15 protein-coding genes are annotated in these 17,311 nt (G+C 63.1%); 7 read left to right on the forward strand and 8 right to left on the reverse strand.

From position 1 onward, the window contains the following. Positions 1-153 precede the first annotated feature (153 nt). Positions 154-1,197, forward strand: a complete 1,044-nt coding sequence (holA, locus tag NKI49_RS09510; RefSeq protein WP_352602632.1) for a DNA polymerase III subunit delta — start codon at positions 154-156, stop codon at positions 1,195-1,197. Between the two features lie 163 nt (positions 1,198-1,360). Here holA and NKI49_RS09515 read toward each other — a convergent pair whose 3' ends face one another. The 5 genes from NKI49_RS09515 to mnmE form a co-directional block, all read right to left on the reverse strand. Beyond that, the gene (locus tag NKI49_RS09515) at positions 1,361-2,248 is read right to left on the reverse strand and encodes a ParB/RepB/Spo0J family partition protein (RefSeq protein ID WP_352602634.1); all 888 of its coding nucleotides are present in this window, start codon (positions 2,246-2,248) and stop codon (positions 1,361-1,363) included. Between the two features lie 73 nt (positions 2,249-2,321). Further along, complete coding sequence (locus tag NKI49_RS09520; RefSeq protein WP_091575900.1) at positions 2,322-3,122, reverse strand: ParA family protein; 801 nt, start codon at positions 3,120-3,122, stop codon at positions 2,322-2,324. A 41-nt stretch (positions 3,123-3,163) separates the two neighbouring features. After that, entirely contained in the window at positions 3,164-3,796 is a 633-nt protein-coding gene (rsmG, locus tag NKI49_RS09525) for a 16S rRNA (guanine(527)-N(7))-methyltransferase RsmG (RefSeq protein WP_352602637.1), read from the reverse strand. Continuing rightward, positions 3,793-5,679 (reverse strand): tRNA uridine-5-carboxymethylaminomethyl(34) synthesis enzyme MnmG, encoded by a 1,887-nt coding sequence (gene mnmG / locus NKI49_RS09530; RefSeq protein WP_352602639.1) that lies wholly within the window; start codon positions 5,677-5,679, stop codon positions 3,793-3,795. The genes rsmG and mnmG overlap by 4 nt, the downstream gene beginning before the upstream one ends. Positions 5,680-6,096: 417 nt before the next feature. Continuing rightward, positions 6,097-7,428: a tRNA uridine-5-carboxymethylaminomethyl(34) synthesis GTPase MnmE gene (gene mnmE / locus NKI49_RS09535; protein ID WP_352602641.1), complete on the reverse strand. Its 1,332-nt coding sequence runs from the start codon at positions 7,426-7,428 to the stop codon at positions 6,097-6,099. A 65-nt stretch (positions 7,429-7,493) separates the two neighbouring features. On the opposite strand from mnmE, the gene NKI49_RS09540 reads away from it, so the two are divergent. Next, on the forward strand, positions 7,494-9,509 hold the full coding sequence (locus tag NKI49_RS09540; protein WP_352602813.1) for a thioredoxin domain-containing protein: 2,016 nt from the start codon (positions 7,494-7,496) through the stop codon (positions 9,507-9,509). Between the two features lie 281 nt (positions 9,510-9,790). Here the strand turns inward: NKI49_RS09540 and rho are convergent, their stop codons facing one another. The 3 genes from rho to hemE form a co-directional block, all read right to left on the reverse strand. Next, positions 9,791-11,056: a transcription termination factor Rho gene (rho, locus tag NKI49_RS09545; protein WP_027027181.1), complete on the reverse strand. Its 1,266-nt coding sequence runs from the start codon at positions 11,054-11,056 to the stop codon at positions 9,791-9,793. Between the two features lie 176 nt (positions 11,057-11,232). Then, a complete protein-coding gene (gene hemJ / locus NKI49_RS09550) occupies positions 11,233-11,784 on the reverse strand; it encodes a protoporphyrinogen oxidase HemJ (protein WP_352602644.1) in 552 nt (183 codons plus the stop codon). Continuing rightward, positions 11,784-12,815 (reverse strand): uroporphyrinogen decarboxylase, encoded by a 1,032-nt coding sequence (hemE, locus tag NKI49_RS09555; protein WP_352602646.1) that lies wholly within the window; start codon positions 12,813-12,815, stop codon positions 11,784-11,786. The genes hemJ and hemE overlap by 1 nt, the downstream gene beginning before the upstream one ends. A gap of 403 nt (positions 12,816-13,218) precedes the next feature. Here hemE and NKI49_RS09560 point away from each other — a divergent pair, with 403 nt between their 5' ends. From NKI49_RS09560 to dnaQ, 5 genes are all read left to right on the forward strand, one after another. Continuing rightward, the gene (locus tag NKI49_RS09560) at positions 13,219-14,040 is read left to right on the forward strand and encodes a pyruvate, water dikinase regulatory protein (RefSeq protein WP_352602648.1); all 822 of its coding nucleotides are present in this window, start codon (positions 13,219-13,221) and stop codon (positions 14,038-14,040) included. A 364-nt stretch (positions 14,041-14,404) separates the two neighbouring features. Continuing rightward, complete coding sequence (locus tag NKI49_RS09565; protein WP_352602650.1) at positions 14,405-15,004, forward strand: Maf-like protein; 600 nt, start codon at positions 14,405-14,407, stop codon at positions 15,002-15,004. Further along, on the forward strand, positions 14,997-15,839 hold the full coding sequence (locus tag NKI49_RS09570; RefSeq protein WP_352602652.1) for a shikimate dehydrogenase: 843 nt from the start codon (positions 14,997-14,999) through the stop codon (positions 15,837-15,839). Before NKI49_RS09565 ends, NKI49_RS09570 begins: the two co-directional genes overlap by 8 nt. After that, the gene (gene coaE / locus NKI49_RS09575) at positions 15,836-16,435 is read left to right on the forward strand and encodes a dephospho-CoA kinase (protein WP_352602654.1); all 600 of its coding nucleotides are present in this window, start codon (positions 15,836-15,838) and stop codon (positions 16,433-16,435) included. Before NKI49_RS09570 ends, coaE begins: the two co-directional genes overlap by 4 nt. A gap of 142 nt (positions 16,436-16,577) precedes the next feature. Further along, the gene (gene dnaQ, locus NKI49_RS09580; RefSeq protein ID WP_352602656.1) at positions 16,578-17,306 is read left to right on the forward strand and encodes a DNA polymerase III subunit epsilon; all 729 of its coding nucleotides are present in this window, start codon (positions 16,578-16,580) and stop codon (positions 17,304-17,306) included. Positions 17,307-17,311: the final 5 nt, after the last annotated feature.

Raw genomic sequence — 17,311 nt, forward strand, 5'->3', positions numbered from 1 at the left:
GCGGCGGCGCGGTTGACGAGCGCCTTCCCCCACTCCGTCGCTGCTGCGCAGCGCCACCTCTCCCCCCTCCGGAGGGAGAGGAAGGGCGCCTGGTTTGGCGAACCCGAGCTGAAAAACGTTCACCCCGACGCCACATCATGCTACCCACCCACCATGGCGCAGAAGAAAGCATACGAGGTCGATTCCTGGCTCGCGAAGCCTGATCCGCGCATTTCTATCGTCCTGCTCTATGGCCCTGACCGCGGCCTCGTCGCCGAGCGCGCCAAGGCCTTTGCCGTCGCGACCGGCCTGCCGCTCGACGATCCCTTCTCGGTGGTCCGGCTGGACGGCTCGGAGGTCGACCGCGACGAGGGCCGGCTGCTCGACGAGGCCCGCACCGTGCCGATGTTTTCCGACCGGCGCCTTTTGTGGGTGCGCAATGCCAGTGGCCAGAAGGCGTTGGCCGACGATGTCAAGGCACTGACAGCGGAGCCCGCGCGGGATGCGATCATTCTCATCGAGGCCGGGGACCTGAAGAAGGGCGTCGGGCTGCGCGCCGTGGTCGAGGCGGCCGGAACTGCCATGGCGCTGCCTTGCTACGCCGATGAAGCCCGCGATATCGACACCGTCATCGACGACGAGCTGCGCAAGGCCGGCATGTCGATGACACTGGAGGCACGGCAGGCGCTGCGCCGCAATCTCGGCGGCGACCGGCTGGCCTCGCGCGGCGAGATCGAAAAGCTCGTCCTCTACGCGCACGGCCAGAAGGAGATCGGCCTGGAGGAGGTCAAGGCGATGTCGGGCGACGTGTCCGGCGCCTCTTTCGAAGACGCCGTCGACGCGCTTCTCGAAGGCAAGATCGGCGATTTCGACGCCGCCTTTACCCGCCACTGCCAGTCCGGCGGTCCGCCTTTCCTGGTGCTGTCTTCGGCGATGCGCCAATTGCAGCAGATCCAGATCATGCGCGGCCAGATGGAGTCGGGCGGCCGCAACGCCGCCTCCGCGGTTGCCGGCGCCCGTCCGCCGGTTTTTTTCTCGCGGCGTAAACTGGTGGAGAGGGCGCTGGAGCGCTGGAGCGTCGAGGCGCTGGGACGAGCGCTGACGCGCTTGCAGACTGCCGTGCTGCAGACGCGGCGGCGACCGGATCTTTCAGTCGCCCTGGCGCGACAAGCGCTGCTTGGGATCGCGGTCGAGAGCAGCCGGCTGGCGCAAAGGTGAAGCGCGTGATCTCCCCCCTCGTGGGGGAGATCGGCAGCTCCGACGCCGTCGCCAAACATCAGCGCCGCAGAAAGAAAGGGCCGGCAACCGCCAGCCCTTTTATCGTCCTCAATCTTAAACCGTAATTTAATTAGCCGGCTAAATACAAAATTGCCTCAACCGACTAGCGTTCCTGCCTCAGCCGCCGGCACAGTTCGTCGAGCTGCTCCAGCGACCGATAGGCGACGCGCAGCGTGCCGCCCTTGCCCTTGTGGTCGACCGACACGAGCATGCCCAGCGTATCGGTCATCATCTTTTCCAGCGCCAGCGTGTCGGCGTCTTTTTCTTCCGGGCTTGCGGCTGGCCGGGGTACCTTCGCACTGCCATTGGCCGGCATTTGCGCCAGCGCTTCGGCCTGGCGCACGGAAAGCCCTTCTTCGACGATGCGCTTGGCAAGGCCGGCCGGGTCCTCCGCCGTCACCAGCGAGCGGGCATGGCCGGCCGACAGCGCCCCGTCGACCAGCATGTCGCGGATCACGTCAGGCAGCTTCAACAGCCTCAAAGTGTTGGCTACATGACTGCGGCTCTTGCCGATCACCTGCCCGAGATCGGCCTGCGTGTAGCCGTGCTCGTCGATGAGCTGCTGGTAGCCAAGCGCTTCCTCCACGGCATTGAGGTCGGTACGCTGGACGTTTTCGATGATCGCCAGCTCGAGCGCGGTGCGATCGTTGACCTCGCGGACTATGACCGGAATCTCGGTCAACCCGGCGCGCTGCGCCGCGCGCCAGCGCCGCTCGCCGGCAATGATCTCGTAGCGGCCGGCCTGTCCCGGCGAAGGCCGCGCCACCACCGGCTGGACCACGCCGTGCTCGCGGATCGACTGCGCCAGATCGGTCAGCTCGGCGTCGCCGAAATGCCGGCGCGGATTTTTCGGATTGGGGCTGAGGAACTCGATCGGCACCTTGCCGTCGGCGCTCATGCCAGGCTTTTCCGGTGCCGCCGGACGGTCGATCTCACCGATCAGCGCTGCCAATCCGCGGCCCAGTCTCTTTCTTGAAAGGTCTTCGCTCATAACGATTCCAGTTAACTGACTTCAGGTCGTTTCGGTATCGAATCGGATTTCCGGTCTATGCAGCGCGGCCTAATCAAGCGGCGCGCAATTTTCGCTCGCGGCGGATCACTTCCGAAGCCAGCTGCAAATAGGCCTGGCTGCCCGAACATTTGAGGTCGTAGAGGATCGCCGGCTTGCCGTAGGACGGCGCTTCGGACACCCGAACATTGCGCGGGATGATGGTCTCGTAGACCTTGTCGCCCATATGCGCCCGCACGTCCTGCACCACCTGGTTGGCGAGGTTGTTGCGGCCGTCATACATGGTCAGCACGATGCCCTGGATGGTGAGATCCGGGTTGATCGAGCGGCGCACCTGCTCGACGGTTTCCAGCAACTGGCTGAGGCCTTCCAATGCGAAGAACTCGCATTGCAGCGGTACCAGCACCGAATCGGCGGCCGCCATCGAATTCAGCGTCAGGAGGTTGAGCGACGGCGGGCAGTCGATCAGCACATAGCCGAAACCAGCCGAACGCGCCGACGCGGCGCGCAAGGCGTTGCGCAGCCGCAGCACCCGGTCCGGCGCCGAGGCGATTTCCATCTCGATGCCAAGCAGGTCGAGGGTCGAGGGCACGATCGACAGGCCGGGCACAGCCGTCGGAATGGCCGCGGCTTCGAGTTCGAGCTCGCCGGTCAACACGTCATAGGAGGAGACAGTCCTGTCCTTGCGGTCGATGCCGAGACCCGTACTGGCATTGCCTTGCGGATCGAGATCGACGATCAGCACCTTCTCGCCGATGGCCGCCAGGGCTGTGGCCAGGTTGATGGCGGTGGTTGTCTTGCCGACGCCGCCCTTCTGGTTGGCTACGGTGATGATGCGGGGGCCATTCTTCATCATAGGTCTATGCCAGAAATTCATTTTGGGTCGCCAAACGCAAATCAGACGGGTCGCAGGTTAGACAGTTCGAGGATGACGCCGCTGGCGTCGGTCACACTTGGATGTTCTACCAGATCGAAAGACCATCGGTGAACGCTTTCTTGCACTTCGGCGCGGTAATCCCGGCCTTTATGGAACAGACCGCGCGCACCCGACGTCAGCCAGGGCGCCGCCAGATCCAGCAAGGTCGAAAGCGGCGCCAGTGCCCGTGCCGTGACGATTTGCGGTGTCGAAACAAGCGCATGGCTGTCTTCGATGCGACGCGCCACGACCCGCGCCGGCAAGCCGAATTGACCAATGACGGCCTGCAGAAACGACGCTTTCTTGCGGTTGCTTTCAACCAGATCGATGGCGGCGCCGGCGCGTTCGGCAAGCAGGAAGGCCATGACCAGGCCCGGAAATCCGCCACCCGAGCCGATATCGACCCAAATTGTAGCGGTCGGCTCGATGCGCGCGAGCTGCGCGCTGTCCAAGATATGCCGCTGCCAGACATCCCCCGCTGTCGATTGCGCAACGAGATTGATGCTGCGATTCCATTTCTGGAACATCTCTTCGAACGCCACCAAGCGATCGAATGTTTCACGTGAAACCGGGCCGGCCGCGTTCTGCAGGTTCTTCCAAGAGACAGAGCTCACGCAACGTCCCTCTGCTCACCGGCACTACGCGCACTTTCGGCATGGCGGACATGCGCGACGATGATCGCCAGCGCTGCCGGTGTCATGCCCTCCATGCGCTGCGCATCGGCGATGGAGCGCGGCCGCCGCGCCTGCATCTTCTGCTTCAATTCGTTGGACAGGCCGGGCACGCCTGAGAAATCGACCGTCTCCGGAACTAGGCGGCTCTCTTCATGCCGGATCTGCGCCACATCAGTCTTCTGGCGATCGAGATAGACCGAATATTTCGCTTCCGTTTCGAGTCGCTCTGCCGTCTTGGAGTCGATCCCGGCGAATTTCGGCTCGATGCCCGCCAGCCAGACCACGTCGACGTTTGGGTAGGCCAGCAGCTCATAGCCGGTCCGGCGCACGCCGTCCTTATTGATCTCCAGTCCGTGCCGCGCTGCTTCATTGGGGGTCATGGCGAGTGATTTCACCAACTCGCGTGCTTCGTCGAGGCGCTGCATCGCGCCATCGTAGCGCTGCATGCGCTGCACCGACGCAATCCCCAGCCTGGCCGCCACTGGCGTCAGCCGCTCATCCGCATTGTCGGCTCGCAGCGACAGCCGGAACTCGGCCCGCGAGGTGAACATCCGGTAAGGTTCGCTGATGCCGCGGCTGGTCAAATCGTCGACCATCACGCCGATATAGGCTTCGGTGCGGCTGAGCACGATCTGTTCGCTTCCCGCCGCCCGCCGCGCCGCATTGAGACCGGCAAGCAGGCCCTGCCCGGCCGCTTCTTCGTAGCCGGTCGTGCCGTTGATCTGTCCCGCAAGGAACAGCCCGCCGAGACGCTTCGCCTCCAGCGTCGGGTGCAGCTCGCGCGGATCGACATGATCATATTCGATGGCGTAGCCGGGCTGCAGCATGACAGCGCGCCCAAGCCCGGGAATGGTTTTCAGAATGTCGAGCTGAACCTCCTCAGGCAAGGAGGTCGAAATGCCGTTAGGATAGACGGTATCTTCGTCGAGCCCTTCCGGCTCGAGAAAGATCTGGTGCCCGTCCCTCTCGCCGAACTTGACGATCTTGTCCTCGATCGACGGACAATAGCGCGGTCCCACCCCTTCAATCGAACCCGAATACATTGCCGACCGGCCGAGATTGAGACGAATCAACTCATGCGTGGCCGCGGTCGTGCGCGTAATGCCGCAATCGATCTGTGGCGTCTCGATGCGGTCGGTCATCAGCGAGAACGGCACGGGATCCTTATCCGCCGCCTGTTTCTCCAGCGATGCCCAATCGATGGTTCGGCCATCGAGCCGCGGCGGCGTACCGGTTTTCAGTCGGCCGAGCTTGAAGCCGACGCGGCCCATCGTCGCCGATAGCCCATTGCTTGCCTGCTCGTTCATACGGCCGGCGACGATCTTCTTCTCGCCGATATGGATGAGCCCGCGCAAGAAAGTTCCGGTCGTCAGAACCACGGCACCGCAGGCGAGCCGGCGACCATCGGCCAGGAGAACAGCCGCGATCTGCCCGTCGTCGATCTCGAAGTCCAGGACCTCGCCCTCGATGACGTCGAGATCGTTCTGCTGCCGAATCGCTTGCTGCATGGCGAGGCGATAGAGCTTTCTGTCGGCCTGCGTGCGCGGGCCGCGCACCGCCGGGCCTTTGCGTCGGTTGAGCAGGCGGAACTGAATGCCGGCCGCGTCGGCCACACGGCCCATCAAGCCATCCAAGGCGTCGATCTCGCGAACCAGATGGCCTTTGCCGAGCCCGCCGATCGCGGGGTTGCACGACATCACGCCGATTGTGTCGAAGCGCAGCGTCACCAACGCGGTCCGGGCACCGGCGCGCGCGGCAGCGCTGGCCGCCTCACACCCCGCATGGCCGCCGCCCACCACAACCACATCATAGTGATCGGTCATTTTCGAAACTTCCTGGACTCAAAAGAATGAGCGACACATGTGCCCGCAAGGCGGCGCTGTCAAGAAAACTCCGCCGCTCGTTTCACGTGAAACAACGCCGGCACGCCCTGCCGCCATGTTTCACGTGAGTCAATGCGCCGAACCGCACAGAGGCAACCATCCTGGCTGGCGCCGCCCCTCACCTGCCTGCCGGCATCCTCTCCCCGTATAGTGACGGGGAGAGGGCGCTTTCATTGCCGACGTCGCCAATGACCGGCATCGTAAAGTGCGTAGAGGCTGCGACCGGCTTCTTTCTCCCCGTCACTATACGGGGAGAAATGCCCGGCAGGGCAATGAGGAGCGGCGCCACAGTCCGGGATTGTGTTTCACGTGAGTCACAGGATCCCTTCCCGGCGCACCGCGACTGTTTCACGTGAGTCATTTCCCAATACAGAACTGCGCGAAAATCACGTCCAGCAGATCCTCGACGTCGACGGCGCCAACGATCCGGCCGAGCCTGTCGGCGGCCAGCCGCAACTCCTCGGCGCGCAATTCCTGTCCAACAGCCTGATCGCCTGCAGCACGATGGAGATGGCGGTTCGTCTCGCCAAGCAGTTCGACATGCCGAAGTCGCGACGGCAGGACATCGCCGACGCTCCCTGCGGCACGCGCCGCCCGCTGCCCAATATCCGCCAGCAGCTGCTCCACACCGCTGCCGTCCCTGACGGAAATCACGAGGTCGTAGCGTTCTGCCGCGGCCTGCGCCGCTCGCCCGCCCAACAAATCGAGCTTGGTGCCGACACGCAAAGCCGGGGCTGCGACCGGCAGTGAACCAATGTCCCTGGGGTCCGCAGCGTCCTGGAGCAGCAGCAAGAGATCGGCGCCATGCGCCTTGGCCTTCGCCTTTTCGATGCCGATCGCCTCGACCTTGCCGGGCTCGTCACGCAGCCCGGCGGTATCCGTCAGCCGAACGCGCACGCCCTCGAGTTCAAGTACCACTTCAAGCAGATCACGGGTCGTTCCCGGTTCATCCGTTACTATAGCGGCATCGCGCCGAGCCAAGGCATTGAACAGACTCGACTTGCCTGCATTCGGAGCACCCAGAATGACGACCTCGAACCCGTCGCGGATGATTTCGGCTGCACGAAATCCAGCAATGTGCCGATCGATCTCGCCGATCATCGCCCTGACATCAAACCAGACCGCATCCGAAACGGAGCCGGGCACGTCGTCCTCGTCGGCAAAATCGATCTCGGCTTCGATCATGGCGCGGGCATGTATCAGCCGTCTTCGCCAGCCCAGGTAGAGTTCGCTCTGGGCGCCGTCGGCATTCTGAATGGCAAAGCGCCGCTGCGCTTCGGTCTCGGCATTGACGAGATCGGCCAGCGCCTCGGTTTCCACCAGGTCAAGCTTGCCGTTGAGAAAGGCGCGACGCGTGAATTCACCGGGTTCTGCATGCCTGACGCCGTCAAAACCCGCGACCGTCTCCAGCATCCTGGCCACCACGGCGCGCCCGCCATGGACGTGGAGTTCCCCCACATCCTCGCCGGTAAAACTGGCTGGGCCGGGGAAGAAAACAACCAAACCGTTGTCGAGCACGGTTCCATCCGGCGCGCGCAGCCTGCGCAGAACCGCGGTGCGGTCCTTAACCATCCCACCCGCAATCGTTTCGATAACGAATCGAGTCTGTGGGCCGGAGATGCGCAGGACGGCCACGCCCGCGGGAAGCCTGCCGCTCGAAAGCGCAACGATCGAATCGCCTGAAATCATTTGCCCGACCTACCGAACCGCCCTAGCTTTCCTCGTTCAACAGTGTGAAACCGAGTTTGCCTATTGTGACGCTGCCCGCGCAAAACCTGCTTGCCGAAGAAGCCAGCCCGTACCTGCAGCAGCACAGCGGCAATCCCGTCCACTGGCGGGCCTGGTCACCAGCCTCACTCGACGAGGCCAAGACCCTGGACCGGCCGATCCTGCTTTCCGTCGGATATGCCGCCTGCCACTGGTGCCATGTCATGGCGCACGAAAGCTTCGAGAACGACGACGTCGCCGCCGTCATGAACCGTCTGTTCGTCAATATCAAGGTCGACCGCGAGGAGCGTCCCGACATCGACCAGATCTATATGGCGGCACTGTCCTCCATGGGCGAGCAAGGGGGCTGGCCGTTGACCATGTTCCTGACGCCGGACGGCAAGCCATTCTGGGGCGGCACCTATTTCCCGCGCGAGCCACGCTACGGCCGCGCCGGCTTCATCCAGGTGATGGAAGCGGTGGACAAGGCCTGGCGGGAGAAGCGAGCGAGCCTCAACCAGAGCGCGGACGGCCTGGCCACCCATGTCGAGACCCGGCTTGCTGGTTCGCACGCAAGAGCGGTACTCGACCCCGGCACGCTGGCCGACCTTGCCAAGGGCATTGATGGCATGATCGATAGGGACCTCGGCGGCCTGCGCGGCGCGCCGAAATTCCCGAACGCGCCGTTCATGCAGACACTCTGGCTGTCCTGGCTGCGCGACGGCAACGCCACGCACCGCGATGCCGTGCTGCTTGGCCTCGAACGGATGCTGAGCGGCGGCATTTATGATCACGTTGGCGGTGGCCTCAGCCGCTACTCGACCGACGCCGAATGGCTGGTGCCGCATTTCGAGAAAATGCTCTACGACAACGCCCAGCTCATCCGCTTTTGCAACTGGGCCTATGCTGCAAGCGGCAATGATTTGTTCCGGAGGCGAATCGAAGACACTGTCGACTGGTTGCTACGCGAAATGCGTGTCGCCGGCGGCGTCTTTGCCGCCAGCCTCGATGCCGACAGCGACGGCGAGGAGGGGCTCTTCTACACCTGGAGCAGAGAAGAGGTCGACGCCGCTCTTGGCGACGAATCGTCTTTATTTTTCAAGTACTTCACGCTGTCCAGCCCGCATGGCTGGGAGGGCAAGCCGGTTCTCCATCAAACCCGCGCTCAGCAAGCCCAAAGTGTGGTCGATCACGAGCGGCTTGTCCCCCTGAAGGCAAGACTTCTGGCCGTCAGGGAGGAGCGGGCCAGGCCAGGCCTCGATGCAAAGGCCCTCACCGACTGGAACGGCCTGATGATCGCAGCCCTTGCCGAAGCTGGCCGGTCGCTTCGCCGGAAGGACTGGATCGACGCGGCTGCAAAGGCCTTTGCCCATATCAGCGCCGCCTGCCGCGATCACCGCTTGCCGCATTCGATGCTCGGCGCCAGGAAATTGTTTCCTGCCTTGTCGAGCGATTACGCCGCAATGACCAATGCGGCGATCTCGCTGTTCGAAGCGACCGGCGACTGGAATTATGTCGATCGGGCCGGCCAGTTCATCGGGCAACTCGACCGTTGGCACGCCGATCCCGAAAAGGCCGGCTATTATCTGACTGCCTCCGACGCCACCGACGTGCCTATCCGCATCAGGGGCGACGTCGACGAGGCCATTCCTTCGGCCAACGGCCAGATTGTCGAAGCACTCGTGCGGCTCGCGTCTGTCACCGGCGATCTTGAACTCCAGGAAAAGGCTTGGAAAGTCGCCGAACATGCCGCCGGTCGGGCGGCGCACCAGGCTTACGGCCAAGCCAGCATCGTCAATGCCTGCGCGATGGCGATCGAGCCGCTGAAGCTTGTGCTGGTGGACGATCCTGAAGATCCGCAGCTTGTTCCGATCGCGAATCGAAATCCGGATCCGCGAAGGGTGGATATTTCAGTGGCAATCGGTTCGGAAGCGAATCGATCCGTGTTGCCCGGCGGAATCCTGCCGCCGACCGACAGTCCGGGCGCCTGGCTCTGCACTGGGCAGGTGTGTTTGCCGGTGGTGACGGATTCTGAAGAGTTCGAGCAGCTCCTGCGCCGGTAATAGGCAAGCTCCAGATACTGGCAGACCGTCTCAGGTCTACGTCGCCAGACACTTCCAAGCGTTGGTGCTGCCCCTCACCTGCCTGCCGGCATCCTCTCCCGTATAGTGACGGGGAGAGGAGGGCGGACGCAGCCTCCCCGCCTTTTTCTGCAACGTTGGAATTGGCCAAATCATCGGTGCGGGCTTCTTTCTCCCCGTCACTATACGGGGAGAAATGCCCGGCAGGGCAATGAGGGGCAGCGCCAACGTCCGCGATCAGCCGACAGTCTTAACGAAGCCCCTTACGTATTCATCGAATCGAAGAAGTCCGCGTTGGTCTTGGTCTGCTTCAGCTTGTCGATGAGGAACTCGATCGCGTCGGTGGTTCCCATCGGCGCCAGGATGCGGCGCAGCACGAAGATCTTCTGCAGGTCCGCGCGCGGCACCAGCAGGTCCTCCTTGCGGGTGCCCGACTTCAGAATGTCCATGGCCGGATAGATGCGCTTGTCGGCGACCTTGCGGTCGAGCTGGATTTCGCAGTTGCCGGTGCCCTTGAACTCTTCGAAGATGACTTCGTCCATGCGGCTGCCGGTATCGATCAGCGCGGTGGCGATGATGGTCAGCGAACCGCCTTCCTCGATGTTGCGGGCGGCACCGAAGAAGCGCTTCGGCCGCTGCAGCGCATTGGCGTCGACGCCGCCGGTCAACACCTTGCCGGAGGACGGCACCACGGTGTTGTAGGCGCGACCGAGGCGGGTGATCGAATCGAGCAGGATGACGACGTCGCGGCCATGCTCGACCAGCCGCTTGGCCTTCTCGATGACCATCTCGGCGACCTGGACGTGGCGAACCGCCGGCTCGTCGAAGGTGGAGGAGATCACCTCGCCCTTCACCGAGCGCTGCATGTCGGTCACCTCCTCCGGCCGCTCGTCGATCAGAAGCACGATCAGATAGCATTCCGGATGGTTGGCGGTGATCGAGTGGGCGATGTTCTGCATCAGAACCGTCTTGCCGGTACGCGGCTGCGCGTTGATCAACGCGCGCTGTCCCTTGCCGATCGGCGCCACCAGGTCGATCACGCGCGGCGAGATATCCTTGGAGGTCGGATTGTCGATCTCCATCTTCAGCCGCTTGGTCGGATAGAGCGGCGTCAAATTGTCGAAGTGGATCTTGTGACGGATCTTTTCGGGATCGTCGAAATTGATTGTGTTGACCTTGAGCAGCGCGAAATAGCGCTCGCCCTCTTTCGGGCTGCGGATCGGCCCTTCGACCGTATCGCCGGTCTTCAGTGAAAAGCGCCTGATCTGCGACGGCGAGATGTAGATGTCGTCGGGACCTGGCAGATAGTTGGCATTGGCCGAGCGCAGAAAGCCGAAACCGTCCTGCAAGACTTCGACCACGCCGTCGCCGATGATCTCGATGTCCTGGGCGGCCAGTTTCTTCAGGATTGCGAACATCAACTCCTGCTTGCGCATGACGCTGGCATTCTCCACCTCGAGCGATTCGGCATAGGCGATCAGCTCTGGCGGTTTCTTGTTCTTGAACTCGGCGAGTTTCATTTCTTGCATAGACGGACCTTGAACAGATGGAGTCTGGGTAAGCTTTGGGAAAAATATCGGCGAATGCGACAAATGCCGGGCGCGGCCGATAGCAATGACGGGCGGCGCATGACGGGAAGGAAGACCCGTCTTTTATCGTCGGTCGGGTGAAAGAGCAAGCTGCGTTTTGTGAGACCACAAAAGCCTTAGAACGGCTTGACGACAACCAGGATGACGATGGCGATCATCAGCAATGTGGGGATCTCGTTGACGATTCGCCAGTGCTTCGCTGGCTTTTCGTTGCGGTCCTCGGCGAATTTGCGCACCGCACCGGCGAGATAGCCATGAACGGCGGACAACAAGAGCACAGCGCCGATCTTGGCGTGCAGCCAGCCGCCCTGGAACGCAAAGCCTTTCCAGGCGAGCCAGAGCCCGAACACCCAGGTCAAGATCATCGCCGGATTGATGATGCCGCGCAGCAAGCGCCGCTCCATCACCTTGAAGGTCTCCGACTGGACAGAGCCCTTCTCGGCGTCCGCGTGGTAGACCAGCAGCCGCGGCAGATAGAGCATGCCGGCCATCCACGAGATGACGGCAAGGATATGGATCGCCTTAGCCCAAGGATAGAAACTGTCGGGTGCTGCGAAATACAAAAGCGCCGCTAGAACGAGCAGCATGGCAATGCCCGATATCATGCGCACCATCGCCTGGCCGGCGCTGTTCGTAACGCTAGCGCGGCTTTTGTTTGACTGGGCCATCAGCGGGTCGCGCTCCTCACCAGTTTCACCATCGCCTCGACATGCTCGATCGGCGTCTCAGGCGTTATGCCGTGGCCGAGATTGAAGATCAGCGGTCCGTCGCCCAACGCCTTCAGTATCGCCTCGACACCATCGGACAGGGCCTTGCCGCCAGCCACCAGCCTCAACGGATCGAGATTGCCCTGAACCGCACCCGAGCGCTGCAAATCCTTCGCCGCCTCCAGGGGCACCGTCCAGTCGATCCCCAGCCCCGTCACTCCGGTCTTCTCACGATAGGTCCGGTAGCGGGCGCCGGCTCCCTTGGGAAACCCGATGATTGGAATATCAGGATGAACGACCCGAACCTGCCGCACGATTTCAGCCACCGGCTGGACGCAGAATAGGTCGAAAGACGCATCGTCGAGCACGCCGGACCAGGAATCGAATATCTGCACCACATCCGCACCCGCCTCGATCTGGCGGATCAGATAGGCGGCGGAATGATCGGCAAGCACCTTCAGCAACTGCCTGAACGCCACCGGCTCCCGGTAGGCAAACAGCCGTGCCGGGGCCTGGTCGGGCGTTCCATGACCGGCGATCATGTAGGTCGCCACCGTCCATGGCGCGCCGCAAAAGCCGATCAGTGTGGTCTCGTCGGGCAGTTTCGCCCGCAGCCGGCGAACCGTCTCGTAGACCGGTTCGAGATTCACGTGAAACGTTTTGCTTTCAAGAGCCGTGATCTCGGTGGGTGTGATCGGCGTCAGCAGCGGTCCTCGCCCCTCTTCGAAGCGCACGTCGCGGCCAAGCGCATGCGGCACGACAAGGATATCGGAGAACAGGATCGACGCATCGAAACCGAAGCGCTCGATCGGCTGCAGCGTCACTTCGACGGCGAGGTCGGGATCGTAGCAGAGGTCTAGGAACGAACCGGCGCGCCTTCGCGTCTCTCGATATTCCGGAAGGTAGCGCCCGGCCTGACGCATCATCCAGAGCGGAGGCGGAAAGACGGCTTCGCCCTTCAGGACGTCCAGCATGATCCGGTTTTTGTGCATCGAGCGCTCGCTTCTCCAAGCCTCTTTCTAATCAAATATTCTTATATCTAAGATTCTTCTGATTCTAAGAGTCTGTTGGTTATGGTGGTTGTCACCTGTCCCGCTTTGCCCCGAAAAAGACCAGCAAGCATATTGTCGCGCGCTTCTCAGGCCGGACTGTAGGGTTCTGGGGACAGTCTGGAATCCTCCACTGGAGTCAAAGCGTTAGGCTACGGCGGGGAAAACCGGCCCTGTGGACAGCCGAAGGCCAAGAGAACCGGTCCCCAGACTTGTCCCCAGTCGCCCGCCGAAGCCTACAGAGCATCGAATTGTGGACAAACAGCCATCTGATACAGTCGCCTCCGACGGCTCGGTCTTTCCGTCCGACCTTATCCACATCCGCCCACAGCCCCAGGTGATCCCTGTGAACAAACCCCAAAGCTTCTTCCATTTGCACCTGATTTCCGACGCGACCGGTGAAACGCTGCTTGCCGCCGGCCGGGCGGCCTCCGCGCAATACAAGGATGCACGCGCCATCGAGCATATCTATCCGCTCATCCGCACCGAGAAGCAGGTGGCGAAAGTGTTCGACGACATAGAGGAGGAGCCGGGCATCATCCTCTATACGGTGGTCGACCAGAAGCTCGCACGCGGCATCGACGAGCGCTGCGCCGCGATGGGTCTGCCCTGTGTCTCCGTGCTGGAGCCGGTGCTTACCGTTTTCCAGTCCTATCTCGGCACGCCGGCCGGCCGGCGCGTCGGCGCCCAGCATGTTCTCGACGCCGAATATTTCCGCCGCATCGATGCGCTGAACTTCACCATGGACCATGATGACGGCCAGCTGCCGGCCAATATGGACGATGCCGACGTTGTCCTGGTCGGCATTTCGCGCACTTCGAAGACACCGACCAGCATCTATCTCGCCAACAGAGGCATCAAGACCGCCAACATTCCGATCGTGCTCGGCGTGCCGGTACCGGAAAGCCTGCTCAGCGCCAGGACGCCGCTGATCGTCGGGCTGATCGCCACCGCCGAACGCATCTCGCATGTCCGCCAGAACCGCATCTTGGGCAACAGCAGCTCCTACGTGCCCACCGATTATGTCGACCGGGCCGCCATCAACGAGGAGCTCGCCTACGCCCGCCAGATCTGCACGCGGCATGGCTGGCCGATGATCGACGTCAGCCGCCGCTCGATCGAGGAAACGGCAGCGGCCATCGTTGCCCTGCGGGGGAAGACGCGGTAATTGGAACCGTGTGGCGCATCGCTATTACCCACCGCTGCAAAGGCCGAAAGGTCACGGCATGGATCCTAGGGTCTGCGTCGCGTCGCTTCGCTCCTTGCTCCGCCCTAGGATGACGAAGGGATGATTGTCTCGGCCAGTCTCAGAGGTCGGCGATCTGCCGCCGGACGTTACTCGACAGCGCAGATGCCGAACTCCGACATTCGCGATTGGCCGAGAAGCCACCACGCCTTCGTCATCCTAGGGCGAAGCAGCCGCGAAGCGGCGTCGCGGAGACCCTAGGATCCATGCCGTGACGATGGCTCTGGAGTGCTACGGTTCTCTGCCAGGTCAGGAACTTAATGACGATCAGGTGCGGGAAAGAATCATGACCGAAAAAATCATCCTTGCCTCCGGGAGTCCGTTCCGCAAGGCGATGCTCGTCGATGCCGGCGTCGACGTGGAAGCAGTGCCGGCCAATGTCGACGAGCGCGCGCTCGAGGCGCCTTTGCAAGACAGCGGCGCCTCCCCCGAGGACGTCGCGCTGGTGCTGGCCGAAGCCAAGGCAACCGAAGTGAGCGAACGCCGAGCCGGCGCGCTGGTGCTCGGTTGCGACCAGACGCTGTCGCTCGGCGACGAGGTGTTCCACAAGCCGGCCGATATGGAAGGCGCCCGCCGCCATCTGCTGGCGTTGTCGGGCAAGACCCATCAGTTGAACAGCGCCGCCGTGCTGGTCCGTGACGGCGAGGTGCTGTGGCGGCATGTCGGTATCGCCAGCATGACCATGCGCGAGCTCGACCCAGCCTTCATCGGCCGGCATCTGGCCCGTGTCGGCGTCAAGGCGCTGGCCAGCGTCGGCGCCTACCAGGTCGAGGGCGAAGGCATCCAGTTGTTCGACAAGATCGAAGGCGACCATTTCACCATTGTCGGCCTGCCGCTGCTGCCGCTGCTCGTGGAACTTCGCGCGCTGGGGGCGATCGATGGCTGAGGCGACGAAAAAGGCCTTCGTCACAGGCCATCCAATCAAGCATTCGCGCTCGCCCAGGATTCATGGCTACTGGCTGGCCAAGCACGGCATAGACGGCAGCTATCAGGCGATCGATGTCGCGCCCCGGGACTTTGCCGTATTCCTGAAGACATTGCAGGCGAATGGCTACCGCGGCGGCAACGTCACCATTCCGCACAAGGAAGCCGCTTTCGCGCTGGTCGAGCGCCGCGACCAGGCAGCGCAGGAGATCGGCGCCGTAAACACGCTGTGGCTCGAGGACGGCACGCTGTGGGGTGGCAATACCGACGGCCACGGCTTTGCCGCCAATCTCGACGATCACGCGCCGGGCTGGGAAAGCAAGGGTCCGGCGGTGGTGCTTGGCGCAGGCGGCGCGTCCCGCGCCGTCATCCATGCGCTGAAGCAACGCGGCGTCGCCGATATCCGCATCGCCAACCGCACGCTGGCCCGGGCCCAGGAGTTGCGCGACCGCTTCGGCGCCGGCGTGTCCGCGCATGACATGGCCGCGACCGACGAATTGCTGGCGGACGCCGCCCTGCTGGTCAACACCACCGCGCTCGGCATGGTCGGCAATGAAGGTCTGCCCGCCGACCCGGCTCGGCTGCCGGATCATGCCATCGTCACCGACATCGTCTATGTGCCGCTGGAAACGCCGCTGCTTGCGGCGGCGCGCGAGCGGGGGCTGAAGACCGTCGACGGGCTCGGCATGCTGCTCAACCAGGCCGTGCCCGGCTTCGAACACTGGTACGGCATCAGGCCACAGGTCACGGCAGAGCTGCGTGCGCTGATCGAAGCCGACCTGGTGCCGAAACCATGATCGTGCTCGGCCTCACCGGCTCGATCGGCATGGGCAAGTCGACGACGGCAAAAATGTTCGCCGAGGCGGGCGTGCCGGTTCACGATTCCGACGAAACGGTGCATCGGCTTTATTCCGGCAAGGCGGCGCCGCTGGTCGAGGCTGCGTTTCCGGGCACCACCACGGATGGTGTGGTCGACCGCGCGAAACTCGGCGCGCGCGTGCTCGGCGACGCGGCGGCCCTGAAAAAACTCGAGGCGATCATCCATCCGCTGGTCCGCGCCGATGCCGACGCCTTCCTGGCCAGGCATCGTAACGCTGGCGAATCGATCGTGGTCCTCGATATTCCGCTGCTGTTCGAAACCGGCGGCCGCGGTCGGGTCGACAAGGTCGTCGTCGTCACCGCGCCCGCCGAGATCCAGCGCCGGCGCGTGCTGGCGCGGCCTGGAATGACGGAGGAAAGACTGGCGTCGATCCTGGCCAAACAGGTGCCGGACGCGGAAAAGCGCCGTCAGGCCGATTTTGTCATCGACACCGGCCAGGGGCTGGACGCCGCCCGCGCGCAGGTCGAGGCGATCATTGGGCAGATGACAGGGGTGGGCAAGCTAGGCCACTGATATTGTCGGCAGGCCATTGCTTCAGGCACCGCTAACCGATGAGAGGCAGCGCAAACCTGTAGTCATTGCGCTGGCCAGCTTCGTTTTCCATTGCCATTTTGTTCTGGTGTATGATTCTGCTCCTCAGGAGCGGACTGATTCGATGCGTGAGATCATTTTCGATACGGAAACCACCGGCCTTGATTCGCGCGACGACCGCGTGATCGAGCTTGGCGGCGTCGAACTGGTCAACCGCTTCCCGACCGGCAAGACCTTCCATCACTACATCAATCCACAGGGCCGGGCGATCCACGCCGAGGCGCAAGCGGTACACGGCATCAGCGCGGCGGACCTGGCGGGCAAGCCGACCTTTGCCGATATTGCACAGGAATGGCTGGCCTTCATCGACGGCGCCAAGCTGGTAGCGCACAACGCCACCTTCGACATCGGCTTCCTCAATGTCGAGTTCGGCCGGCTGGGTCACCCCGTCGTCGATCCCGGCCTTGTCGTCGATACGCTGGCACTGGCGCGCCGCAAGCACCCGATGGGGCCGAATTCGCTCGACGCGCTCTGCCGGCGCTACGGCATCGACAACACAAGGCGCACCAAGCACGGCGCCTTGCTCGATTCCGAACTGCTGGCCGAGGTCTATATCGAGCTGATCGGCGGCAAGCAGGCGGCGCTCATCCTCGACAGCGCCACCGCGCCGGCCGGCGGTGGCGAGAACGTCCGCCAGATCGAAATTGTGGTCAGCCAGCGCCCGGCGCCCTTGCCGCTACGTCTGACCGAGGCCGAGCGCGCCGCGCATGCCGGCATGGTTGCCACGCTCGGTGAAAAGGCGCTCTGGCGAAACGTTGCTTCAACCGAAGCAAGTATCGTGACGCCGCAGTAAGGCGA

This window comes from Mesorhizobium sp. M0587 (genome assembly GCF_040320945.1).
Classification (GTDB): Bacteria; Pseudomonadota; Alphaproteobacteria; order Rhizobiales; family Rhizobiaceae; genus Mesorhizobium.